Source organism: Lysinibacillus irui, assembly GCF_028877475.1.
Taxonomy (GTDB): domain Bacteria; phylum Bacillota; class Bacilli; order Bacillales_A; family Planococcaceae; genus Lysinibacillus; species Lysinibacillus irui.
Map to the genome: position 1 here is coordinate 2,444,551 of NZ_CP113527.1, position 18,595 is coordinate 2,463,145.

General features: G+C 38.3%; 22 protein-coding genes. 8 read left to right on the plus strand and 14 right to left on the minus strand.

Annotation, left to right across the window (positions count from 1 at the left end; all coding sequences use genetic code 11):
* The first annotated feature begins 220 nt into the window (after positions 1-220).
* A complete protein-coding gene (locus OU989_RS12380; protein ID WP_274793346.1) occupies positions 221-1,420 on the plus strand; it encodes a Ger(x)C family spore germination protein in 1,200 nt (399 codons plus the stop codon).
* Between the two features lie 31 nt (positions 1,421-1,451).
* Here OU989_RS12380 and OU989_RS12385 read toward each other — a convergent pair whose 3' ends face one another.
* Positions 1,452-2,207: a class I SAM-dependent methyltransferase gene (locus tag OU989_RS12385; RefSeq protein ID WP_274793347.1), complete on the minus strand. Its 756-nt coding sequence runs from the start codon at positions 2,205-2,207 to the stop codon at positions 1,452-1,454.
* 261 nt (positions 2,208-2,468) lie between these two features.
* Between OU989_RS12385 and OU989_RS12390 the strand changes: the two genes are divergently transcribed.
* The 3 genes from OU989_RS12390 (at position 2,469) to OU989_RS12400 (ending at position 4,468) form a co-directional block, all read left to right on the plus strand.
* Positions 2,469-3,344 carry an AraC family transcriptional regulator gene (locus OU989_RS12390; protein WP_274793348.1) on the plus strand — a complete coding sequence of 292 codons (876 nt, stop codon included), beginning with the start codon at positions 2,469-2,471 and terminating at the stop codon, positions 3,342-3,344.
* Positions 3,341-3,916, plus strand: coding sequence for a GNAT family N-acetyltransferase (locus OU989_RS12395; RefSeq protein ID WP_274793349.1), 576 nt, complete (start codon positions 3,341-3,343; stop codon positions 3,914-3,916). The genes OU989_RS12390 and OU989_RS12395 overlap by 4 nt, the downstream gene beginning before the upstream one ends.
* Before the next feature lie 123 nt (positions 3,917-4,039).
* Complete coding sequence (locus tag OU989_RS12400; RefSeq protein WP_274793350.1) at positions 4,040-4,468, plus strand: hypothetical protein; 429 nt, start codon at positions 4,040-4,042, stop codon at positions 4,466-4,468.
* Between the two features lie 112 nt (positions 4,469-4,580).
* Here OU989_RS12400 and OU989_RS12405 read toward each other — a convergent pair whose 3' ends face one another.
* Positions 4,581-5,426, minus strand: coding sequence for an alpha/beta fold hydrolase (locus OU989_RS12405; protein WP_274793351.1), 846 nt, complete (start codon positions 5,424-5,426; stop codon positions 4,581-4,583).
* Between the two features lie 154 nt (positions 5,427-5,580).
* Between OU989_RS12405 and OU989_RS12410 the strand changes: the two genes are divergently transcribed.
* Together OU989_RS12410 and OU989_RS12415 are read left to right on the plus strand one after the other, a co-directional pair.
* Positions 5,581-5,859, plus strand: a complete 279-nt coding sequence (locus OU989_RS12410) for a hypothetical protein (RefSeq protein WP_274793352.1) — start codon at positions 5,581-5,583, stop codon at positions 5,857-5,859.
* Position 5,860: 1 nt separating this feature from the next.
* Positions 5,861-6,346 carry a tetratricopeptide repeat protein gene (locus tag OU989_RS12415; protein ID WP_274793353.1) on the plus strand — a complete coding sequence of 162 codons (486 nt, stop codon included), beginning with the start codon at positions 5,861-5,863 and terminating at the stop codon, positions 6,344-6,346.
* Positions 6,347-6,604: 258 nt separating this feature from the next.
* On the opposite strand, the gene OU989_RS12420 is transcribed toward OU989_RS12415, so the two are convergent.
* The 4 genes from OU989_RS12420 to OU989_RS12435 all read right to left on the minus strand — a co-directional run bounded on the left by OU989_RS12420 (position 6,605) and on the right by OU989_RS12435 (position 10,701).
* Positions 6,605-7,648 carry a phosphotransferase family protein gene (locus OU989_RS12420; protein WP_274793354.1) on the minus strand — a complete coding sequence of 348 codons (1,044 nt, stop codon included), beginning with the start codon at positions 7,646-7,648 and terminating at the stop codon, positions 6,605-6,607.
* A gap of 13 nt (positions 7,649-7,661) precedes the next feature.
* Positions 7,662-8,438 carry an SDR family oxidoreductase gene (locus OU989_RS12425; RefSeq protein ID WP_274793355.1) on the minus strand — a complete coding sequence of 259 codons (777 nt, stop codon included), beginning with the start codon at positions 8,436-8,438 and terminating at the stop codon, positions 7,662-7,664.
* Positions 8,435-9,670, minus strand: a complete 1,236-nt coding sequence (locus OU989_RS12430) for an acyl-CoA dehydrogenase family protein (RefSeq protein ID WP_274793356.1) — start codon at positions 9,668-9,670, stop codon at positions 8,435-8,437. Before OU989_RS12430 ends, OU989_RS12425 begins: the two co-directional genes overlap by 4 nt.
* Positions 9,671-9,807: 137 nt before the next feature.
* Positions 9,808-10,701 (minus strand): LysR family transcriptional regulator, encoded by an 894-nt coding sequence (locus tag OU989_RS12435; protein ID WP_274793357.1) that lies wholly within the window; start codon positions 10,699-10,701, stop codon positions 9,808-9,810.
* A gap of 140 nt (positions 10,702-10,841) precedes the next feature.
* Between OU989_RS12435 and hutG the strand changes: the two genes are divergently transcribed.
* A complete protein-coding gene (gene hutG / locus OU989_RS12440; protein ID WP_274793358.1) occupies positions 10,842-11,807 on the plus strand; it encodes a formimidoylglutamase in 966 nt (321 codons plus the stop codon).
* Positions 11,804-12,988, plus strand: coding sequence for a sodium/glutamate symporter (gltS, locus tag OU989_RS12445; protein WP_274793359.1), 1,185 nt, complete (start codon positions 11,804-11,806; stop codon positions 12,986-12,988). The genes hutG and gltS overlap by 4 nt, the downstream gene beginning before the upstream one ends.
* Positions 12,989-13,037: 49 nt before the next feature.
* On the opposite strand, the gene OU989_RS12450 is transcribed toward gltS, so the two are convergent.
* The 8 genes from OU989_RS12450 to OU989_RS12485 form a co-directional block, all read right to left on the minus strand.
* Positions 13,038-14,300: a polysaccharide deacetylase family protein gene (locus OU989_RS12450; protein WP_274793360.1), complete on the minus strand. Its 1,263-nt coding sequence runs from the start codon at positions 14,298-14,300 to the stop codon at positions 13,038-13,040.
* 814 nt (positions 14,301-15,114) lie between these two features.
* A complete protein-coding gene (locus tag OU989_RS12455; protein ID WP_274793361.1) occupies positions 15,115-15,312 on the minus strand; it encodes a hypothetical protein in 198 nt (65 codons plus the stop codon).
* Between the two features lie 8 nt (positions 15,313-15,320).
* Complete coding sequence (locus tag OU989_RS12460; protein WP_274793362.1) at positions 15,321-15,491, minus strand: hypothetical protein; 171 nt, start codon at positions 15,489-15,491, stop codon at positions 15,321-15,323.
* Between the two features lie 38 nt (positions 15,492-15,529).
* Positions 15,530-15,742: a hypothetical protein gene (locus tag OU989_RS12465; protein WP_274793363.1), complete on the minus strand. Its 213-nt coding sequence runs from the start codon at positions 15,740-15,742 to the stop codon at positions 15,530-15,532.
* Between the two features lie 127 nt (positions 15,743-15,869).
* Positions 15,870-16,706 (minus strand): D-alanyl-D-alanine carboxypeptidase family protein, encoded by an 837-nt coding sequence (locus OU989_RS12470; protein ID WP_274793364.1) that lies wholly within the window; start codon positions 16,704-16,706, stop codon positions 15,870-15,872.
* Positions 16,707-16,783: 77 nt separating this feature from the next.
* Entirely contained in the window at positions 16,784-17,401 is a 618-nt protein-coding gene (locus tag OU989_RS12475) for a histidine phosphatase family protein (protein WP_274793365.1), read from the minus strand.
* A gap of 45 nt (positions 17,402-17,446) precedes the next feature.
* Complete coding sequence (locus tag OU989_RS12480) at positions 17,447-17,866, minus strand: DUF3995 domain-containing protein (protein ID WP_396631797.1); 420 nt, start codon at positions 17,864-17,866, stop codon at positions 17,447-17,449.
* A gap of 99 nt (positions 17,867-17,965) precedes the next feature.
* Positions 17,966-18,475, minus strand: a complete 510-nt coding sequence (locus OU989_RS12485; protein ID WP_274793366.1) for a TetR/AcrR family transcriptional regulator — start codon at positions 18,473-18,475, stop codon at positions 17,966-17,968.
* Positions 18,476-18,595: the final 120 nt, after the last annotated feature.

Sequence of the window (18,595 nt, forward strand, 5' to 3'; positions counted from 1 at the left end):
TAACAACAACCCTTAAAAGGGCCAACTTAAAGTTTTTTACTAAAAAATAAGCCTCATCCCAAGTGTATGCACGTTTACTAGCCAGACAAGCGGACATGCTCTGCTTATCCTAATAACAGTTTACAAAAAGAGTTACCTCAATATCACTTTTTGATTATTTTGGCTGTTATTTGCTTATCCTTAATAATGTTGGACTATCTTTGCCCTTTTCCTTGAGGAGGTGCCGATCATCAAGCACACACTGTCATTCATACTATTGCTTTTCATTATTCTTTTGTTAGGTGGATGTTGGAGTAAACGAGAGTTAAACGAATTGGCTATCGTTACGGCCTTTGGGGTCGATAAATCGGAGGAGCTTGTTGAAATTTCCGTGCAAATTGTTAACCCTAGTCAGGTAGCCTCAAACAAAGCCTCTAGTTTCCAAGTCCCTGTTTTTACCTACCATGCTAAGGGAAAATCCTTATTTGACGCCATGCGAAAATTAACCACTTTGACGCCAAGGAAACCCTATTATTCCCATGCGCAAATTATAATCATCGGTGAAGAGATGGCTAAAGAAGGAATGAATAGCATTTTAGATTTACTACAAAGGGATCCAGAGGGTAGAAGCGAATTTAACATTATTATTGCCCATGAATCGACTGCCCAAGAAATTTTGAGTATTTTAACACCATTAGAGGATATTCCAGCTAGTAAATTGTTTAAATCCTTAAAGGATACTGAAGCAACCTGGGGAACGACTGAATCTGTTATTCTCGACGATTTAGTTCAATCTTTGGGTCATATAGATAATAGCGCCGTATTACCTAACATTCAAATTCATGGTGATGCGGATGCTGGAAAATCTAGCAGCAATGTTGAAAAAATTAAGAGCCCCGCACAATTACAATATGGTGGACTGGCTGTTTTTAAAAATTATAAGCTTATTGGTTTTTTGACAGAAGAAGAAAGCAGAAATTATAACTTTTTACACAATAATATTAAGAGTACCTTTGAAACGCTTGCCTGCCCTGAGCAAGGGAAAATATCGACAGAAATTATTCAATCTTCAACAAAAGTGACAGGACGTATTCAGCATGACATTCCCTCGATTACGATTCAACTGGATATTGAACAGAACGTCGCTGAAATAAGCTGCCCTCTAGATTTAACCAAGCCCAAAACCATCGATGCTCTAAATAAAGCAACGAGCAAGCAAATTAAGGAAAGTATAGAGCGCACAATCCAAACGATTCAACAAACCTATCAGGCTGATATTTTAAAATTTGGCGAAGTACTACATCGTGAGGATTATAAAGCTTGGAATCGAATAAAAAAAGATTGGTCGACTCTTTATCCAGAGCTAGAGGTTAATCTTGTAGTCGATGTCCAGACAAAAGGAGTAGGTACCGCAACAAAATTAAAACTCAATAAAAAATGACCAGTCGCTACGATGACTGGTCATTTTGTTTTTAGCGAACAGCTTCAAATGTCATGAGTGACGTTTCTTGACTTGGCTGTTTAGTATACATGTAGTTTGCTGAACAAGTAATAGTAGTGAAACCAATACTTTGTAATAGAAATTTAAATTCCTCTACACCATACCAACGCAATGGGAACTTTTGTAGTTCCGTATCCACTAATTTTCCTTGTCGCCATTTTTCATATTTTAATACTGTTAATGTTTTCTGCTCCACCCAGTTCATGGCTATCGATTTTCTTTCAAGCGCAATTCCTTCATCTTCCGAAATTTGATAATAGGTTGTCGCCATTTCTCCCGTTTTCCAGTCTGTCGGAAATAATAAATCAATGATAATCCGTCCACCAGGAACTAGATGCTGATACATACACGTTAACGCAGAAACAGCCTCCTGATAACTTTCGATTAAACAGAACGAGCCAGTAGGCATAACAATCGCCTCGTATAGCCTACTTAATGAAAAATTACTGACATTGCCCTCATAAAGCACTGGTGTCAGCCCTCTTTCTAGACATTGTTTTCGACAGGAAGCTAGCATTTCCGGAGAATAATCAATCCCCTCTATATCAATGCCTTTTTCCTTTAAAGGAATATAGAATCGACCAGAGCCAACTCCAGCTTCAAGTACCTTACCTGTAATACCCTGCAATCGTTCTAGATAATATTCAATATCCCCACCAAGGGAGTATCCTACTGGTTTTGTAAAATCATAAAGCTCTGTGCTTAACGGTCCGTAATTTTTGTACATTTTTTCTCCTCCGATTGTTGCGGAAGAATCAAATTTTTAATCCCCCCACACCTTCATGTTATTTAGTGTAAATACAGAGCTGACTTTCATTATATACCACTCACTTTCTTGTAAATTTAGTTAAATTATACATTTATTAATTAATTTTCTCAATGTTACTATTGATTTCTAGTTGATGACAATTTAATGTACGAAATAGCACAAATTATCAAAAGCTCATCCACCATAAACGGTAATATAGAGGCAAGAAAGGATGATGGTATGGATTATTTTGAAAGAATTCAAAACGCCATAGAGTTTATTGAGGAAAACCTTCAGGAAAAGTTAATGATTACAGCTATTTCTTCCCAATCTTACTTTTCACCATTTCATTTCCAAAGACTTTTTCAGGCCATTACAGGTTTTTCGGTGCAGCAGTATATTCGGAATAGGAGGCTTTCAGAAGCGGCTTTCCTCTTAAAAACAACCTCACAAACTATACTTGAAATTGCAATCAACTTTCAATATGGTTCTCAAGAGGCATTCACAAGGGCATTTGTACAGTATTTCGGAATTACACCTGCTAAATATCGAAAAGGGGCCTACTCCATACCACTTCAAGCCAAAATGAACTTTTTGGACTATAAATTGGAAGGAGAACTCCCTATGCAGCGACCAGAAATACTTCAATTATCTAAAAAACTAATCGTGGGCTATGAATACAAAACAACATTACAAGACGATCACTATTATGGAGATATTTCAGGCTTTTATTTGAATTTTGGTCAACAAAAATATTATGAGCGCATTTCCTATAAAGTTGCTCCTAATATAGCATATGGAATTTCTTCACACTTTCAGGAGGATGGGCAATTTTCCTTTATTGTTGGAGAGGAAGTTAAAGCATTTAAAGATCATGTAGAGGAAGGTTTTATTCATCTTGAAATTCCAGCTGGTAAATATGCTGAGTTTTCATTGACTAGTACTGCAGAGGGAATACAAAATACGAGACGTTACATTTATGGAGTATGGCTTCCCCATTCTCATTATGAGCGAGATACTGGTCCTGACTTTGAAGTAACTGACGTCATGCACTCTACCTATCCACATGCTTTAAACATGAAAATTTATATTCCCTTAAAGGAGCAACCATCATGATAATTGAAAAAGTATTTAATGAGTTCCCAATCTTAGACTCAACAAATCTAGAACTCAAAAAAATAGAAGACATTCATATACAAGAGATATTCGCTATTTATGATAATGATAAGGTTTTTGAGTACTGTGGAATTATCCCCAAACACAACCTGCAAACTGTTCAAAAAATGATAGGCCATTTTGAACGAGATTATATGAAGAAAAGCAGAATAAAATGGGGAATTTTTGAAAAATCTCAACGCGAAAAATTAGTTGGCATTATCGAAGCAATGGATTTTAATCAAAAAGTAAATATGGTGACAATCGGTTACTATTTAGCTGAAACATCTTGGGGAAAAGGTATTGCAACAGAGGCACTTCAAATCGTTGTAAAATTTTTATTGGAGGAAGTTCATGTTCATCGAATCCAGGCAGAGGTTATGCCTTTAAACGAGCCTTCGAAAAAGGTGCTGCTAAAAAATGGCTTTATAAAAGAAGGTCTATTACGACAAGCTACAGTGTGGTCCGGTAAAGGGGTTGTTGATTTAGAAATATATGGACTATTGAAAGATGATTATAGTAAAAATGACTAGACTCTATTTGTGAGTCTGGTCTTTTCTTTTAATCTTCAGATAAATGGACGTTTTACCATCTTCCAGAAGGCTCTATGACATAGATTAGAAATAGATAAATGACATAAAGGAGCGTTGTATGAAATGGATGACAATAGATATTTAACACGAATAAATTGGGAATTTAATAATTATCATAAATTTGCTAAATGCTATTGTGAATCAAAGAACTATTACTTAGGCCAATATGATGGCAATGATCATTTGGCTGAAGAAGATTCCTATAAAATCAAATATTATAATAGCCCTCAATTTGAAAAAACAGTCCAGGAGAAAGGTCAGAGCAAAAAGCATTGTGAAAATTGTATCTGTCATCATTTAGAATGTTTCGAACCAGGGACATTAGTAGATGTTTTCCTATCTGATGGCACAAGATTTTTACGTATTTATTTCCTCTACTTCGATTCCCAAAACTGCTGTGGGAATTTCCTTCAAATCGAAGGAAATAGACTGCCTGTCATCATTGATTGCCGTAAAATTGAAGCGATTCGTAAAAGCTGTACAGCAAAATAACTCTTTGGCTCTTCCCTTTTTGGAAGTAGCCTTTTTGGAAGTAGCCTTTTTTGCAAAACATAATAAGGAATAAGGCCGGTTATACGCCATATAGCGTAACCAGCCCTCATAATTATTCTTTTTTGATCCATTGTATAAGTTGTTCATCGAAATACGCAGGTTCTTCAAACATTGGATTATGACCGCTTTTTTCAAAAATGACTTTCGTTACGTGGGGAACTTGATCTACTGTTTCCCATAAGGCTACAGGTGCAACTAAGTAATCATACTTGCCTAAACCTACAAAGATTGGCTTATGGAATTGGTGTACAAGTTGACTTAGATTCTGCTGGGCAAAAGCCACACCCCAAAGATAATCAATGATTTCCATATTCGTATCAACGTCTTCCCACATGGATGCGGCATTAAAAGTATAATCATAGAAGCTATGTGCCCCCATACGAATACACATATGAACAAAGCGTCGTTTGGGGTCCTGTTCAATATCCTGCTCCAACAAAGCAATATCTTGCTCAAATTGTTTTTTACGCGCTGCACTTGCATGTGTTTCAAAATAGGAAATGCTTTGCTGCTGTCTCTCTTGGCTATTTGTTGGGGCTGTATTCAATAGGATGACTTTTTCAACATGCTGGGGATAGGCTATAGCATACGTCATCGCCATAAATGCGTGACCTGAATGTCCTAAAATAATCACATTATCCAGCTTTAGTATTTGCCTAGCTTGTTCAATATCTTCAACTATTTTATCTAAAGTATAATCTTCTTGTTTCATAGGTCGTTTTGTTGATTTCCCAAATCCTCGATGATCTAAAAAAATAAGTTGAAAATGTTGGGATAATTCCTGTGAAAACAGACGTGGATAATAAATACTACTACCCACAATTAGAATGGGCTGACCATGCCCCTTTATACAATAGTTCAATTCAAATCCATCACAAACCATTTTATTATATGTCATATTGGTATCCTCTTTTCTTTTTTTGTGCTATCACGCCCTTTCCTCTTGGTGTTCCCGTGTCTTTTCCATTGAACGATCTAGCATTCTATTCACCTCAAAGATGGTACTTTTACACAAACAATACCATTTGTAGCGCTTTCTAGCAATTAGTATCATGTATAATGAACAAAAGGAGGAAGTATATGAAGGAAAGTCTAATGGTGCGGCTGAAAGCATTCCTTCTCATACTAATTATGTAGAGTTCATCACAACATTTGGGGGCGCCTATGCCGGAATAGCGGTCCATGCTTTTTCTAATGGTTCCAGTATCGGAAATGAAACCGTTGTTAATTTAGCGCTAGATTTTCGTCAACAATTCCTCGATTATCTACCTCCAAATATTCTAGCTACTAACTATGTTTATGAATGGGAAAACAACAAAGGAGTTAAATAAAATGGATAAACAATTAGAACCTATTATTACGTTAAGAAAAAATGGCCAGCTTGAGGAAGCTAATCAATTAATGGTAGCTCTACTAAAGGGAAACCCTGAAAATGGCTACTATCAATTTCAATGTGCCTGGACATACGATTCTTTAGGAAAAGAAAAGGAAGCAGTTCCACACTATGAAAAGGCGATTGCATTAGGACTTGAACCTGATGTTTTAGTTGATGCCTACCTCGGATTAGGTAGTACCTATCGTACTCTAGGGCAATATGAACAAGCAAAACAGATACTTGAACAAGCCATGCACGAATTTCCGGAAGCTGAGCATGTCAAAGTCTTTTACGCCATGACACTCTATAATCTTGGCGAGCATAGTAAATCAATGGAAACATTGCTAAATACATTAGTACGGACAACCAGTCATCAAGGTATAATCGATTATAAAAAAGCTATTCACTTCTACAGCGATAAGCTTGATCAAATATGGTCATAATATTAAACGGGTTCTCGAATGAACCTGTTTTTGTTTTGCCACCGCCTTTCTCATAGCCCTTTATAAGTGAGAAAATGTATGATAAAATAAGAACACACATTCGCTCTCTCTTATTTTTTTACGGGCGATGTTAGGTTATGTAAATAGGTCTTCGTGCGAGAAGTCATACATAGATAAAAAATATAGCGTCGGATAATCTGTTATAAATGCCTATAAAAAACAGCTACTTTTGGTGAAAAGTAACCGTTTTTCTATTCTTTATATCGATTCTGAGGCTTGTTGAATTAATGCAGCCACCATTTTATCCATTTGGGCAAAGCGATCATCCTGTGTTTGCCCTTTCACATAGCGGTAATAAATTTGCTGACAAATGACGGCTAATTTGAAATAAGCAAATGTACAGTAATATTGAATGTTTGAAACGTCTCGCCCGCTTTTCTCTGCGTAGCGTTCAATAAATTGCTGTCGTGTATAAAAACCTGGCATGATGGTTACAGGTGGTTCACCAAGTGCATGTAACAGCATTTTCGGGTCATCCGCCTGCATCCAGTAACTCATCGCCACGCCGACATCTGCTAGTGGATCCCCTACCGTCGTCATTTCCCAATCGAATAGACCAATCATTTCAGCATAATCATTAGAGAACATGGCATTATTCAATTTATAATCATAATGAATAATTGTTGCCTCTTTATTATTTGGAACATGTTTCTTTAACCATTCTGTCAAAGTAGCTACTTCGGCAATCTCTGCCGTTTTCGCCCTTTCATAGCGCTCGATCCAGCCATGGACTTGTCTTTCCATAAATCCATCAGGCTTCACCATATCCTTTAATGATGTATCTTGATAAGGGATGGCATGAAGTGCAACTAAAGAGTCGACCATCATTTCAGACAACTGGCAAGCTAGTTCCTCTGAAGGTACTGTACCTGTTGGAAAATGTGTATCCAGGACAACACCTCTTTTGCGCTCCATTAAAAAGAAATCACTGCCAATAATATCGGAATCCTCCACATAAACATACGGCTGTGGAACCGCTTTGAAGAAAGGATGCAATGCCGATAATATTGTAAATTCTCGCTTCATATCATGTGCCTTCTTGGCAACTGGTCCAAGTGGTGGTCTACGAAGAACGACTTCAAAATCAGCTATTTTTAAACAATACGTTAAATTAGAATGTCCTGCACTAAACTGTGTTATTTCCAGTTTCCCCTTTGGAAGTTCAGGAAAATGATTTGCTAAAAAGGCTTGTAATTTAACAGCATCTAGACGCTCACTTGCCCTTACTTGCATTGTATCCATTTTATTTTCCCCCTTATATAATGGAACTCATGCCTCCATCTACTACAATGACATCACCTGTTACATAGTCTGAAGCTGGGGCCGCTAAAAATAATGCTACTCCCTTGAGATCATTTTCTGAGCCTAAACGTTTTAAAGGTGTAACCCCCATCAAATAGTCTTGTCCACGTTCAATTAAAACATTGGACATTTTTGTTGGGAAAAACCCAGGTGCAAGGGCATTGACATGAACACCGTGTGGTCCCCATTTGACCGCTAAATCCTTCGTTAATGTGATAACAGCCCCTTTACTTGCATTATAGGCAATGGTATCCATAAAGGCTGGTAAGGTACCACCCAGTCCTGCAATCGAAGCAATATTAATGATTTTGCCGCTTTTTTGCTCTAACATAATTTTGCCAACTGCTTGACTCATCAAAAAGGTCCCATTAACATTGACATCAAATACTTTTTGCCAGGCTTCATAAGGCATATCAATAGCAGGTGTGCCCCAAGATGCCCCACTGTTATTGACTAAAATATCAATCTTACCGAATGTTGTGATCGTTTTAGCCACCACATTAGCAATATCCTCAGGCTTTGTGACATCACAAGCTAACGCTAATGTTTGGACACCTAATGTTTCAAGTGCTGCGGCAACCTCCTCACAGGCTTCTACTTTTCGTGAGCATAGAACTACATTGGCCCCTGCCTCTGCAAATCCTTGGGCAATTTGCGCACCAAGACCACGGCCACCACCTGTTACAATAGCTGTTTTACCTTGTAAGCTAAATAACTCAAGTACTGTCATTTCACCAGCTCCTCTTGTTTAGTCGCATGTTTTTTTAATTCCAGCTTAGCAATAGTATTTCGATGTACTTCATCTGGTCCGTCTGCTAAACGCAATGTGCGAGAATTCGCCCACTGTGCCGCAAGCGTTGTATCGGGTCCGACCCCTGCCGCGCCAAATGCTTGGATAGCTCGATCAATGACGCGCAGTGCCATATTAGGTGCAACCACCTTAATCATCGCAATTTCTGCTTTCGCCTCTTTATTCCCCACCGTATCCATCATATAAGCTGCCTTTAAGGTTAAAAGTCTTGCCTGTTCAATATCGATGCGAGATTCAGCAATACGCTCACGCATTACCCCTTGATCTGCTAATGGGCGATGAAAGGCATGTCGCTGTTGTACCCTTCTACACATTTCCTCCAATGCACGTTCAGCTGCGCCAATTAGACGCATACAATGATGTATTCTTCCTGGACCAAGACGACCTTGAGCAATAGCAAAGCCTTTGCCTTCTCCCCACAAAATATTGTCTACTGGTACACGCACATTCGTAAATGTCACCTCACCATGACCCTCTGGCGCATGATCGTAACCAAAAGCCGTCAGCATCCGCTCTACTTTTACCCCTGGTGTGTCCATTGGTACTAGAATCATAGACTGCTGCTCATGGATTGGTGCTGTTGTATCTTTATGCTTTCCCATAAAAATGGCCACTTTACAGCGTGGGTCACCAGCACCTGTTGTCCACCATTTATGGCCATTTAAAATGTATTCATCCCCATCTCGCTCAATGCTTGCCTCAATATTCGTAGCATCACTGGATGCAACAGCAGGCTCGGTCATCGCAAAGCAAGAGCGAATTTCTCCTTTTAGTAACGGTTCAAGCCATTGCTTTTTTTGTTGGGCAGAGCCGTACCGTACAAGCACCTCCATGTTACCTGTGTCAGGCGCATTACAATTGAAAACTTCTGGTGCCAGAAGGGAACGCCCCATAATTTCACATAAAGGCGCGTATTCTAAATTTGTTAAACCTGCCCCATATTCGCTATCTGGTAAAAATAAATTCCATAATCCTGCCTGCTGTGCCTTCTGCTTTAGCTCGTCCATAATCGGTGGAATCGCTCCCCAACGATCCTCCATTGCTTCAACCTGTGCCGTATAAACTTCTTCATTTGGATAAATGTATTGCTCCATAAAATTCGTCAGCTTGTCTTGTAACTCCACCACTTTTTCACTATAAGAAAAATTCATGGAAGATACCCCCTTTGCTTGAATTTTGATAAAATGAATGAATGTTCATTTTCATTCTTACATTAAATGTTACCGCTATATTTTTGGTAAAGCAATGCTTTATTTCGTGAATTTTCTAATATAACAGAAAATTATTTCTATATTGTCTTTGTTTCAAAATACTGCAAAATGTCTTGCAACAATTGACGAATGGCCAAAGGTAAATGACGCTTTTTTAAATACACCAAATAAACATTTCGACTTAGATTTGCCCCTTCAATTTCTTTTTTTATAATGGTTTTAGCTGTCGGGCCTTGTAAATAATTTTCCGGTAAAATAGTTACTCCTAAATTTTCTCGGACAAGGGAAACAGCTGTTTCAAAGCGTTCAATTTCAAATTGAATATGAATATTTTTACCTGCCTGTTCAAAGGTATCTAAAATATCACGTCTTGTTTGAAAGCCTTCCGTACTAATAATAAATGGCTCTTCACTTATATCAGAAATAGTTACTTTTTCTTTTTTGGCTAATGGGTGGTGTAATGGTAACACTGCAACCAATCTCTCTTCATATAAGGTTTTGACTTCCAACTCTGGATCATCCATCAACTGATTGGTAATGATTAAATGAGTTTTATAGCTCTTTAAGGATTTTTTCACACGCTTACTGCCTAAAATGTCAACTAAATGGATGATCATTTCTGGATAATCTTTTTTATAATTGGCAATAACTTTAGGCAACCAATGCTTAATAGATTCCATGACACCTATAGTGATTTCCCTCGTACCGTGGATAATGACTTCATCCATTTCAATTTTTAGCACTTCCATATTTTTTACAATAACTTTTGCACGTTCAAATAACACCTCACCCGCTTCTGTTAACTGCAAATTTCTCGTATTTCTCTCCAATAAAGGTGATCCTATCTCCTCTTCTAATTTTTTGATGGCATTACTTAATGATGGCTGTGAAATATGCAGTCTTTCCGCGGCTTTTGAGAAATTCATATGTTCTGAAACGGCAATAAAATAGTGTAATTGTTTAATATCCAAAAGCAAAATCCCCCTACATTTATAGCTAAAAGCTATAGATTAATATTAATTATATATTAGTAATTATAATTATGTGAATATATAATGAATTACAACAATACTTTTTCTACAATAATATTAGCAATGGGGTTGATAAGGTTATGTATACACTAACAGATCAAAAACAATGGAAAGGCCGTATAGATTCTACGACAAATAAAAGTAGCTTTCGTTTACATCAAAAAGTACAAAGATTAGCGATTAATGATGTAAGCGCTTCAGCGAAGAAAAGTGCTGCACTAGTTGGGTTTATCTGTGATGAAGGGGTACGTCGAAATCAAGGTCGTGTAGGAGCTGCAAATGGCCCAAATGCACTGCGAGAAGGGCTATCTAGCTTACCGTGGACGTTTGAGGACGAGCAGCAAATTATCGATGTCGGCAATGTCGTTTGTCTCAATCATGCTTTAGAGGAAGCACAGCATGAGCTTGGCGAAGTTGTCGGAACCGTATTGCAAAAGAACTTACAATGTGTGGTGCTTGGTGGTGGACATGAAACACTGTATGGCCATTATTTAGGCGTTCGCTCTGCCTTACCAAAGGAGGCTAAGGTTGGTATCATCAATATCGATGCCCACTTTGATTTACGACCATACGATGAACAACCTTCTTCAGGTACCATGTTCCGTCAAATTTTAGAGCAGGATCCACATACCGATTATTTTGTCGTTGGTATCCAACGCTACGGCAATACAAGAGAATTATTCGAAAAAGCAGATGAATTAAATGTGAAGTATATTTACGAAGATCAAATGACCGTAGCCAACCAACAGCAATTAATGGATGACCTACAACACTATATGGATCAGCATGATTATATTCTTTTAACATTATGTATGGATGTCTTGAATGCAGCATTTGCTCCAGGTGTAAGTGCTCCTTCACCATTTGGACTTGATCCATCCACTGTACGTTCACTACTACAAAAAGTAACGGCACATCCTCATACACACTCATTTGATATTTGTGAGGTCAATCCGTTACTAGATGAAAATGGTCGCACTGTAAAACTAGGGGCATATTTTGTCTATGAAGCATTAAACAACTTACTTGGGGGGCAAGGCTCATGATCGAAATAAATCAAATTACAACTGTGTTTTTAGCCGTTGCACTCTTTGCATTGGGTAGCTTTCTCATTAATAAAATAGGATTTTTAAAACGTTTCTGTATTCCAGCACCAGTTGTGGGTGGCTTGCTATTTGCCGCCCTTGCAACGATTTTAAAGACAACAGGTGTTATAGAAATTTCACTTGATACTTCATTACAAAGCTTATTTATGATTACATTCTTCACTACAATTGGATTAGGGGCAAGCTTTAAACTAGTGAAGCTCGGTGGTAAATTACTTATTATTTACTGGCTAGCATGTGGCTTCCTCGCTTTAATGCAAAATGTGATTGGTGTTTCTCTTGCCTCACTCATGGGCATACATCCTTTAATCGGAATGATGGCTGGCGCAGTTTCAATGGAAGGTGGTCATGGGGCTGCCGCTGCATTTGGACAAACATTAGAGGATTTAGGTATTTCTTCTGCCATGACAATAGGTGCTGCTGCCGCAACATGTGGTTTAGTTGCCGGTGGTTTAATCGGAGGTCCAATTGTAAAATACCTAGTAGGTAAATACAATTTAACACCGGATGAACAAGAGTCTGAAGAAATCGACTATGAAAATAAACAGGAACAAATTACTTCTGAATCGTTCTTTACACAAGTATTATTAATTACTTTCTGTATGGCTGTTGGGACATATGTTGGGACATTATTCTCAGAAGCAACAGGGTTCGTCCTACCAGGTTATGTCGGAGCTATGTTTGTCGCTGTATTAGTGCGTAATATTATGGATAAATTCAAACCTGAAGCCATTAATATGAAAAGTATTTCCTTAATCGGGGACGTGACATTAGGTATTTTCCTTTCAATGGCGCTAATGAGTATCAAATTATGGGAAATTGCTGATTTAGCTCTTCCTTTATTCATCATCGTCTTTGCACAAGTATTCTTTATCGTTGTATTTAGTACTTTCGTGTTGTTTAAATTACTCGGCAAAAATTACGATGCCGCTGTAATGGTTGCCGGTTTTGCAGGACATGGCTTAGGAGCAACCCCAAATGCCATGGCTAATATGTCAGCCGTTGTACAACGTTTTGGTCCATCTAAAAAGGCCTTTCTCGTGGTACCAATTGTCGGCGCATTTTTAATCGATGTGTTTGGTATTCCTATTATTATTACAACGATTAATTTATTTAAATAAACAACAAGCCGTGTATAGGTCTCTACAAGACTATTACACGGCTTTACTATTATTGTAAAATCTCACTTACCGTTACAAAGTCGTAGCCTTGTTTTTGTAAGTATTGCATAACATTTTCTAGACCATTCGCTGTCGTTTGATGAATATCATGCATTAAAATAATGCTACCATCTTTAACAGATGCTTTAACAGAAGCTAAAATCTTATCTGGATTGTGGTGCTTCCAATCCAGCGTATCAATCGACCATAAAATGGACGGAATAGTTATGACGGAACGGACTTGCTCATTCGTCGCTCCATAAGGTGGTCGAAAAACGGTAGGATACTGCCCAATGGCCGTATAAATGGCATTACTTGAGCCATTGACTTCTTGTTTAACACCCGCTATAGATAAAGTCGTTAATTTCTTATGGCTTAACGTATGACTACCAATTTCGTGTCCAGCCTCATAAACCTGCTTGACGATCGTTGCATTTTTTGAGACATTTTTCCCTACCATAAAGAACGTAGCCTTCGCATCATATTTTTCTAAAGTCGCTAAAATTTGTGGTGTCACTTTGGCATCAGGCCCATCATCGAACGTTAAAGCTACACGTTTTTTCGCACCTTTTGCTGCTGGAATTCCTTTATTATATACTTTATTATTCGTTAGTTGAATATTGGCTAGCTCTGAAGCTTTGACATACCCCTTTTGGTCACCCACTTCCACATAGGACCAGCCAGCAAGTGTTATGTAATACTGAACAGTCGTTTTATTGGCAAGTGTACCAAGGACCTCTCCACTTGGGCTAGCTGTTAAACGTAATTCAGCACCATTCACTGCATTAATTCGTTTCTTTGTTGGGACAGGTTTTTTTAAAGCGTTCGTCGCAACATAGCCTGTATCTTCACCATATTGGACGAATGACCAGCCACCCGGTGCTGTACCATATACAAAAACCACGCGTCCTTCATATAGCTGTCCAACCTTTTGTGCGTTTTGCCTTGGCGCTGTAAATAACGTCGTGCCACCCTTTTGCATTACTACATAACCCTCAGACTTCAACTTGACTAAAACATCAGACGCCACATAGCCCATCTGCTCTGGCGTTTGAATATGTGTCCAGCCTTTGCTTGCTGCTAGCACAGTAACAAAGCTTCCCTTCGTTAGTTCACCAATTTCTGCACTATTCGAGGAAGGCTCTTCATAGATGATAGTATCCTTGGTTACTTTCTGAATGACCACGGACCCTTCAGCATTGGTAGTTAATGGTCCAATCAATAATGCCAATATAAACGTCAAAAATATAGTATAGGGTAATAATTTTTTCATTGTTCTACACCGCCCTTAGATGTCTTTCCATGTCGTTTGCTAAAAAAATACGAAGATTTAACTTTAATTATAGAGTAATCGTTCATGCCAGAAAATAGTAATAATCAACTAGATTCCATTCTATAAGACCGTTCACATCTGCGCGTTTGTAAACCTTTATACACTGCTTGTTCCCGTTTTTCTACGAACCACAGCATAAAAAACGTTATATAAAGATTTCACCTCCTTTTGCGGGTCACGCTTGGAGTGAATGGCGGACCTGTGGGGGGAATTTCTTTGGGAATGTAGCGCCTTCTTCATCATGATGAGCGACTTTCTCAAGGATTGGAGCATCTCCTTTGCTTTGGTCAGCGCTTTGCTCCGGGAATGGGGCGCATTTTTCACTTTGGTGAGCACTTTGATCCTTAATTGGAGCGCTTCCTTCACTTTTATGATCACTTTTCTACCTAATTTGAGCGACTCCTTCACTTTTATGATCACTTAGAACCTTAATTGGAGCGCTTCACTCTCTTTTATGATCACTTTACTTCTAATTGGAGCGCTTCCTTCACTTTTATGATCACTTAGAACCTTAATTGGAGCCCTTCACTCTCTTTTATGATCACTTTTCTCCTTATTCGGAGCGCTTCCTTCTCCTTTATGATCACTTTACTACCTAATTGGAGCGACTCCACTACTTTTATGATCAATTTTCTCCTTATTTGGAGCGCCTTCTTCTCCTTTATGATCACTTAGATCCTTAATTGGAGCGCTTCCTTACTTTTATGATCACTTTACTCCTAATTTGGAGCGCTTCCTTCACTTTTATGATCACTTAGAGCCTTAATTGGAGCGCTTCCTTCACTTTTATGATCACCTTTTTATCTAATTGGATCGACTCCATTACTTTTATGATCACTTTACTCTTTATTTGGAGCGCCTTCTTCTCCTTTATGATCACTTTTCTCCTTATTTGGAGCGCTTCCTTCACTTTTATGATCACTTTACTACCTAATTGGAGCGCTTCCTTCACTTTTATGATCACTTTACTTCTAATTGGAGTGCTTCACTCACTTTTATGATCACTTTACTACCTAATTGGAGCGCTTCCTTCACTTTTATGATCACTTTACTACCCAATTGGAGCGACTCCATTACTTTTATGATCACTTTACTCTTTATTTGGAGCGCCTTCTTCTCCTTTATGATCACTTTTCTCCTTATTTGGAGCGCTTCCTTCACTTTTATGATCACTTTACTTCTAATTGGAGTGCTTCACTCACTTTTATGATCACTTTACTATCTAATTGGAGCGCTTCCTTCACTTTTATGATCACTTTACTACCCAATTGGAGCGACTCCATTACTTTTATGATCACTTTACTCTTTATTTGGAGCGCCTTCTTCTCCTTTATGATCACTTTTCTCCTTATTTGGAGCGCTTCTTTCACTTTTATGATCACTTTACTACCTAATTGGAGCGCCCACTTTTCTCCTTAATTAAAACTTCTTCGAATCTCCTAGAACGGCCCGCACTATTAAGACGTTTCAGGCTATGAAAAAGTTGAGATGTTTTCATAGATTTCCCATCTACAGGGCATTGTAGGCAGTTAAAGCATCTTCAATATGCGGGGGTGGTGTCCGAACATCGCCTGGGGCATTGGTTGTTATGAATAGAAATGATTTGCCTTCTTTTTCGATGATGGACGCGAGACATAATCCGGCTTCAGGTGTATACCCCGTTTTTCCGCCTAATATGGGTCCTTCTAAACCAGGCATTTTTGTAAACAACGAGTTTGTGATAATTAGCTCATTAGGTACATGGGTCGTATAGCTTTTTGAAGTAAATATGTGATAAAAGGTAGGGTTCTCTAACGCATAACGTAGCAGTTTACTAATGTCCCGAACGCTTGATACATGTGCCTCGTCATGTAGACCACTTGTATTAACGAAATGGGTATCATTCATGCCTATTTCCTGTGCTTTGTTATTCATATAAGTGACGAATTTTTCCTCACTGCCTGCAATTGCCTCAGCAAGTGTTCCCGTTGCATCAGCGCCTGAGGCAAGCAAAGTGCCATATAATAAATCCTCAATTGTCACAAAATCACCAGCATGAAAGCCTGCCATTGAGGCATTCTGAGCAGTATAGGTAGCAATCGTTTGCGGTTCTACAATGGTCTGTTTTTGTAGATCTTCCGTTAATTCAATTGCCACTACGGCTGTCATGATCTTTGTTAAGGATGCAGGATAAATAATGGCATCAGCATTTTTTTCAAATAATACTTCGCCTTGTGTATTGAGTAACAAAGCATTTTGACTATGTAATGATGGCAGTTCTAGTTGAACCTTTTCATATGTTTTGTTTGTATAATACAAAGCGAACACCACGATACCAATACAGCAAAGCAACACCAAATTTTTCATAAAAAAACGCCTCCTACACAATATAATAAGAGGCATTTCTGAATATTCCTTCCTAAATAAAAGCAATTAAAAAGGTTTTATAGATAATAGTCATCTTCAAAATTAGAACAAATTCTTGTTATTTTTTTATTAGCTAATTTAAAAAAGATATCTTGAGAAACTTCTAATTTGAGAGCATCCTCCTTCTGAAGACCCGCGTAAATTCCTCGTAAGATCCGACTAGTTAGCCCATGTGAGACAACAATTAGCTTTGAGTATTGTTGTATATCTTCCAGCCATGAGGTTAACCTGCTTACTACAGCTTCGTAGCTTTCCCCACCTGGCGCACGGAAATACCAATTAAAAACATCCGTGTCGGCTAACAAGTCTGGCCAGGTGTGCTGTATTTCTGCCATGGTTAAGCCAGCCCATTGCCCTACAGCAACTTCTGTCAAGCGATGATCCTGTTCCACATCATTCACATCATAACCGATTGTTTCACAAAGCAGGGCAGTGCTTTGCATAGCTCTCCCCAGTGGACTTGTAGCGATTTTCCAATCGGTTGCATCACCAATTAGCGTTTTTAGCATGCGTGCATGTTGTTGAACCTGTTCTCGACCAAGTTCGGTTAATGGTGAATCGAGCTGTCCCTGATATCTTCCTTCTCTATTATAGTTCGTCTCACCATGACGAAGTAAATAAATCTTTTGCTGCATATTTTTCCCCCTATCCCTTGCTTTCATGTTAGAGGATGATTGCTGTTAAAACAATAGCTCGAGATAAATGAAGCCTAAAAACAAACATAACGGACTATAAAATCTCGTATCGTTTTTGGCAAATTGTGAATGTTTGATGCTTTTAAAAAACCCAACATATTTAAAATCACCAATAGCCCTTGCAATAAATACACATGCACAAACTGAACTTCCTACTTTAGAAAAACTAGAGGGTTGAAAATACGCCACAAATCCTTGCTGAATGAGGATAATTAGGCTTGCCAGTAGTATAAGGGTAGCAACACAGAGCGTTCCCCATTTTCTTGGCACGAAAACTGCTTGTTGTCCCCCTCCTTTGACTGGAATCACTGCACCAATTCCCCATCGTCCCCCAAAAGCCCAATAAATATGAATGATACTAATCATCCATAAAAGGACAATCGCCATAATTGATAAACTATACATAATAGGTTCCTCCCTCGCACTCAAAACATACGATATCGTATGTTTTAGCGATAAATAGAGTCCCAAGAAGCATACTGCTGCTTTCTAGGGACATCAGTTCTACTGTAATAGTAGTTTAATCATTTTTTCTAAATCAAAATGAGGATTAGCTTCAAATCGTGTCATCCAGCCTATATAGGTTAAATAAGCTAATCTCGCACGATCTTTGGAGACCTCTTTCGTCATCCCCTTTTTTTGATAGAGCTTTGCTACACAGGCAATGCGTTGTTCCTCAATTTGAACAATACGTGTTGCGACATTGGCATCATATTTAGCCCAAGCATATATGCCGATTTCTATCTTTTTATCTTTATGAAAGCTTATGCGTAACAGCTGTTCTAAAGTTGCATCCTCCTGCTCCATACTTTGAATGATGGCATTTGTTGCATGTGTTTCCCAATAGTCAAGCATGGCATCTAATAGCTGCTGATGATCACGGAAATAATGATAAAAGCTACCTTTGCTAATTTTTAACGACCGAGCTAATGCCTCGATGCGTACCTTATGGATGCCGTCTTCTGCTAATTGTTGTAGGCCCGCCTTAATCCAGTCATCTTTTGTTACTTGCATATGAACCCCCGAAAAAAATACGTTAGCGTATGTTTTGTATTATATTACCATTTTATTCATTGACTATCAACTCTCTTTCTTATGACGGACATTAATATTATTATTGATTGTAAAATTAAT

What these genes read in the sequence shown, in the direction of transcription:
- OU989_RS12400 (WP_274793350.1), top strand. Translation starts at nt 4,040, where the DNA reads ATGGATGACAATAGATATTTAACACGAATAAATTGGGAATTTAATAAT.
- gltS (WP_274793359.1), top strand. Translation starts at nt 11,804, where the DNA reads ATGATCGAAATAAATCAAATTACAACTGTGTTTTTAGCCGTTGCACTC.
- OU989_RS12475 (WP_274793365.1), bottom strand. Translation starts at nt 17,401, where the DNA reads ATGCAGCAAAAGATTTATTTACTTCGTCATGGTGAGACGAACTATAAT.
- OU989_RS12420 (WP_274793354.1), bottom strand. Translation starts at nt 7,648, where the DNA reads ATGGATACAATGCAAGTAAGGGCAAGTGAGCGTCTAGATGCTGTTAAA.
- OU989_RS12395 (WP_274793349.1), top strand. Translation starts at nt 3,341, where the DNA reads ATGATAATTGAAAAAGTATTTAATGAGTTCCCAATCTTAGACTCAACA.
- OU989_RS12470 (WP_274793364.1), bottom strand. Translation starts at nt 16,706, where the DNA reads ATGAAAAATTTGGTGTTGCTTTGCTGTATTGGTATCGTGGTGTTCGCT.
- OU989_RS12425 (WP_274793355.1), bottom strand. Translation starts at nt 8,438, where the DNA reads ATGACAGTACTTGAGTTATTTAGCTTACAAGGTAAAACAGCTATTGTA.
- OU989_RS12480 (WP_396631797.1), bottom strand. Translation starts at nt 17,866, where the DNA reads ATGTATAGTTTATCAATTATGGCGATTGTCCTTTTATGGATGATTAGT.
- OU989_RS12485 (WP_274793366.1), bottom strand. Translation starts at nt 18,475, where the DNA reads ATGCAAGTAACAAAAGATGACTGGATTAAGGCGGGCCTACAACAATTA.
- hutG (WP_274793358.1), top strand. Translation starts at nt 10,842, where the DNA reads ATGTATACACTAACAGATCAAAAACAATGGAAAGGCCGTATAGATTCT.
- OU989_RS12450 (WP_274793360.1), bottom strand. Translation starts at nt 14,300, where the DNA reads ATGAAAAAATTATTACCCTATACTATATTTTTGACGTTTATATTGGCA.
- OU989_RS12385 (WP_274793347.1), bottom strand. Translation starts at nt 2,207, where the DNA reads ATGTACAAAAATTACGGACCGTTAAGCACAGAGCTTTATGATTTTACA.
- OU989_RS12390 (WP_274793348.1), top strand. Translation starts at nt 2,469, where the DNA reads ATGGATTATTTTGAAAGAATTCAAAACGCCATAGAGTTTATTGAGGAA.
- OU989_RS12405 (WP_274793351.1), bottom strand. Translation starts at nt 5,426, where the DNA reads ATGACATATAATAAAATGGTTTGTGATGGATTTGAATTGAACTATTGT.
- OU989_RS12410 (WP_274793352.1), top strand. Translation starts at nt 5,581, where the DNA reads ATGTATAATGAACAAAAGGAGGAAGTATATGAAGGAAAGTCTAATGGT.
- OU989_RS12430 (WP_274793356.1), bottom strand. Translation starts at nt 9,670, where the DNA reads ATGAATTTTTCTTATAGTGAAAAAGTGGTGGAGTTACAAGACAAGCTG.
- OU989_RS12415 (WP_274793353.1), top strand. Translation starts at nt 5,861, where the DNA reads ATGGATAAACAATTAGAACCTATTATTACGTTAAGAAAAAATGGCCAG.